The following is a 3,535-nucleotide window of genomic DNA, read 5'->3' on the forward strand; positions in this document are numbered from 1 at the left end:
GCCGGGCGTCAGCCCCGCGTCAGCCCCTCGACCAGCTCGTCCGCCGCGCGGTACGGGTCCAGCTCGCCGGCGATGATCCGTTCCGCCAGGGCGCCGAGCCGGCGGTCGCCGTGGAGGTCGCCGATGCGTTCGCGCAGGGCGGTGACGGCGATCGTCTCGACCTCGCGGGAGGCGCGGGCCAGCCGGCGTTCCGCCAGGACGCCCCGCTCCTCCATCCAGGCGCGGTGCTTCTCCAGCGCCTCGACGACCTCGTCGACGCCCTCCTGGCGCGCGGCGACCGTCTTGACGATCGGCGGGCGCCAGTCGCCGGGGGCCCGGGACTCGCCGAGGCCGAGCATGTGGTTCAGCTCGCGGGCGGTGGCGTCGGCACCGTCGCGGTCGGCCTTGTTGACGACGTAGACGTCACCGATCTCCAGGATCCCGGCCTTGGCGGCCTGGATGCCGTCGCCCATGCCGGGGGCGAGCAGCACGACGGAGGTGTCGGCCTGGGAGGCGATCTCGACCTCCGACTGGCCGACGCCGACCGTCTCGACCAGGATCACGTCGCAGCCCGCCGCGTCCAGGACGCGGATGGCCTGCGGCGCGGCCCAGGCGAGGCCGCCCAGGTGGCCGCGGGTGGCCATGGAGCGGATGTAGACCCCGGGGTCGGAGGCGTGCTCCGACATCCGGACGCGGTCGCCGAGCAGGGCGCCGCCGGAGAACGGCGAGGACGGGTCGACGGCCAGGACGCCGACCCGCTTGCCCTGTTTGCGGTAGGCGGTCACCAGCGCCGAGGTGGACGTCGACTTGCCGACGCCCGGCGAGCCGGTCAGGCCGACGACGTACGCGTTGCCGGTGAGCGGCGCCAGGGCCGCCATGACCTCCCTCAGCTGCGGGGACGCCCCCTCCACCAGGGAGATCAGCCGGGCCACGGCCCGCGGCCTGCCCTCCCTGGCCTGGGCCACCAGAGTGGAGACGTCCTGCATCACAGCTCCGTTCACGAGAGGGAAATCGGCAGACAAATCCGGTTCAGGCCCTGGGGACCCGCACGATCAGCGCGTCGCCCTGGCCGCCGCCGCCGCACAGCGCCGCCGCGCCGACCCCGCCGCCGCGCCGCTTCAGCTCCAGCGCCAGGTGCAGCACGAGCCGCGCGCCGGACATGCCGATCGGGTGCCCCAGGGCGATGGCACCGCCGTTGACGTTCACCTTTTCGGAGGAAACGCCAAGGTCTTTCATTGACTGCACGGCCACCGCGGCGAACGCCTCGTTGATCTCGATGAGGTCGAGGTCGGAGACCTCCAGGCCCTCCTTCTTGAGGGCGTGCAGGATCGCGTTGGACGGCTGCGACTGCAGGGAGTTGTCGGGGCCGGCCACGTTGCCGTGGGCGCCGATCTCGGCGATCCAGTCCAGGCCGAGCTCCTGCGCCTTGGCCTTGCTCATCACGACCACGGCCGCCGCACCGTCCGAGATCTGCGAGGAGGAGCCGGCGGTGATGGTGCCGTCCTTGGTGAAGGCGGGGCGCAGCTTGCCCAGCGACTCGGCGGTGGTGTCGCCGCGGATGCCCTCGTCCTTGCTGAACAGGACCGGGTCGCCCTTGCGCTGCGGGATCTCGACCGGGGTGATCTCGGCCTCGAAGATGCCGTTCTTCTGGGCGGCGGCGGCCCGCTGGTGGGACAGGGCGGCGATCTCGTCCTGCTCGGCGCGGCCGATGCCGAGGCGCGTGTTGTGCTTCTCGGTGGACTGGCCCATGGGGATGTTCTCCCACGGGTCGGTCAGGCCGTCGTACGCCATGGCGTCGAGCATCTCGACCGCGCCGTACTTGAAGCCCTCGCGGGACTTCGGCAGCAGGTGCGGGGCGTTCGTCATGGACTCCTGGCCGCCGGCGACGATCACGTCGAACTCGCCGGCGCGGATCAGCTGGTCGGCCAGCGCGATGGCGTCGAGGCCGGAGAGGCACACCTTGTTGACGGTGAGCGCCGGGACGTTCATCGGGATGCCGGCCTTGACCGCTGCCTGGCGCGCCGGGATCTGCCCCGCCCCGGCCTGGAGCACCTGGCCCATGATCACGTACTGGACCTGGTCGCCACCGATCCCCGCACGGTCGAGGGCGGCCTTGATCGCGAAGCCGCCGAGGTCGGCTCCGGAGAAGGACTTCAGTGAACCGAGCAGCCGTCCCATCGGGGTGCGGGCGCCCGCGACGATGACGGACGTCGTGCCGTTCGTTGCGGAAGATGCAGAAGTCATGAGCTGCGATCCCCTTCCGGCCTGCACAGCCGAGGAGTGAACGAGGGTTTACTTCGAATGTACTGACGCCCGGCGGATCGCGTCATCGGCCTTTCGGTGTGATCGCGCGCACGTTGCGTAACCGCCCCGGGGGCGCTGCACTGAATCCATGCTGACGCGAATCGACCACATCGGGATCGCCTGTTTCGACCTCGACAGGACCGTCGAGTTCTACCGTGCCACCTACGGCTTCGAGGTGTTCCACTCCGAGGTCAACGAGGAGCAGGGCGTGCGCGAGGCCATGCTCAAGATCAACGACACCTCGGACGGCGGCGCCTCCTACCTCCAGCTGCTGGAACCGATCCGGGAGGACTCCACCGTCGCCAAGTGGCTGGCGAAGAACGGCGAGGGCGTCCACCACATCGCCTTCGGCACGGCGGACGTGGACGCGGAGGCCGCCGGCATCCGCGACAAGGGCGTACGCGTCCTCTACGAGGAGCCCCGGCGCGGCTCCATGGGGTCGCGCATCACCTTCCTGCACCCCAAGGACTGCCACGGCGTCCTGACGGAACTGGTCACTTCGGCGCCCGTTGAGTCACCTGAGCACTGACCTTCGTACATAGGGGCCGGTAGGGTTGGGTGCGGTCGCCGCTCGATCCAGGGTGACCGGGTCCTGCCGTCAACGGCGGCGGGACCGACCGGGGTCCGGGTTTCGGGGGGCGAGCGCCGGGGCAGCAGCCCATGCTCCGCCGTTGATCTGACACCATTCCCCGGTGAGCCCCGTTCGTCGGACGGACGGAGCTCGGCCAGACTTGCGACCAGGGGACGGATGGGACCGCGCAGTGCGGGGCTACGAGAGCCAGGAGCGAGAGCCGGCGGCTGACGTCGACCACCTCTCTCGGTTCGAAGCCGAGATGAAGCGGCTGAGGACCGAGCGGGAAAAGGCGATCCAGCACGCCGAGGACCTCGGTTACCAGGTCGAGGTGCTGCGCGCCAAGCTGCACGAGGCGCGGCGCACCATCATGTCCCGGCCCGCCTACGACGGCGGGGACATCGGCTACCAGGCCGAGCAGCTGCTGCGCAACGCGCAGATGCAGGCCGACCAGATCCGCGCCGACGCCGAGCGCGAGCTGAGCCAGGCGCGGGCGCAGACCCAGCGGATCCTGCAGGAGCACGCGGAGCAGGCGGCCCGGCTCCAGGCGGAGCTGCACCAGGAGGCGGTGACCCGGCGCCAGCAGCTCGACCAGGAGCTGGCGGAGCGCCGGCAGACCGTCGAGTCGCACGTCAACGAGAACGTGGCCTGGGCGGAGCAGTTGCGCGCCCGCACCGAGCA

3 protein-coding genes and 1 pseudogene are annotated in these 3,535 nt (G+C 71.0%); 2 read left to right on the top strand and 2 right to left on the bottom strand.

Features of this window, described 5'->3' with window-relative positions; all coding sequences use genetic code 11:
* Positions 1 to 8: 8 nt before the first annotated feature.
* Positions 9 to 965 carry a methylmalonyl Co-A mutase-associated GTPase MeaB gene (meaB, locus tag RIM90_RS31040; protein ID WP_309064073.1) on the bottom strand — a complete coding sequence of 319 codons (957 nt, stop codon included), beginning with the start codon at positions 963 to 965 and terminating at the stop codon, positions 9 to 11.
* 43 nt (positions 966 to 1,008) lie between these two features.
* Positions 1,009 to 2,223, bottom strand: a complete 1,215-nt coding sequence (locus RIM90_RS31045) for an acetyl-CoA C-acetyltransferase (RefSeq protein WP_309064074.1) — start codon at positions 2,221 to 2,223, stop codon at positions 1,009 to 1,011.
* 148 nt (positions 2,224 to 2,371) lie between these two features.
* Between RIM90_RS31045 and mce the strand changes: the two genes are divergently transcribed.
* Both mce and RIM90_RS31055 read left to right on the top strand, forming a co-directional pair.
* Complete coding sequence (gene mce, locus RIM90_RS31050; protein ID WP_309064075.1) at positions 2,372 to 2,812, top strand: methylmalonyl-CoA epimerase; 441 nt, start codon at positions 2,372 to 2,374, stop codon at positions 2,810 to 2,812.
* A 232-nt stretch (positions 2,813 to 3,044) separates the two neighbouring features.
* Positions 3,045 to 3,535, top strand: a pseudogene (locus tag RIM90_RS31055) (hypothetical protein); the annotation flags it as partial.

The organism is Streptomyces sp. (assembly GCF_031181555.1).
GTDB lineage: Bacteria > Actinomycetota > Actinomycetes > Streptomycetales > Streptomycetaceae > Streptomyces > Streptomyces fimbriatus.

What these genes read in the sequence shown, in the direction of transcription:
- meaB (WP_309064073.1), bottom strand. Translation starts at nt 965, where the DNA reads ATGCAGGACGTCTCCACTCTGGTGGCCCAGGCCAGGGAGGGCAGGCCG.
- RIM90_RS31045 (WP_309064074.1), bottom strand. Translation starts at nt 2,223, where the DNA reads ATGACTTCTGCATCTTCCGCAACGAACGGCACGACGTCCGTCATCGTC.
- mce (WP_309064075.1), top strand. Translation starts at nt 2,372, where the DNA reads ATGCTGACGCGAATCGACCACATCGGGATCGCCTGTTTCGACCTCGAC.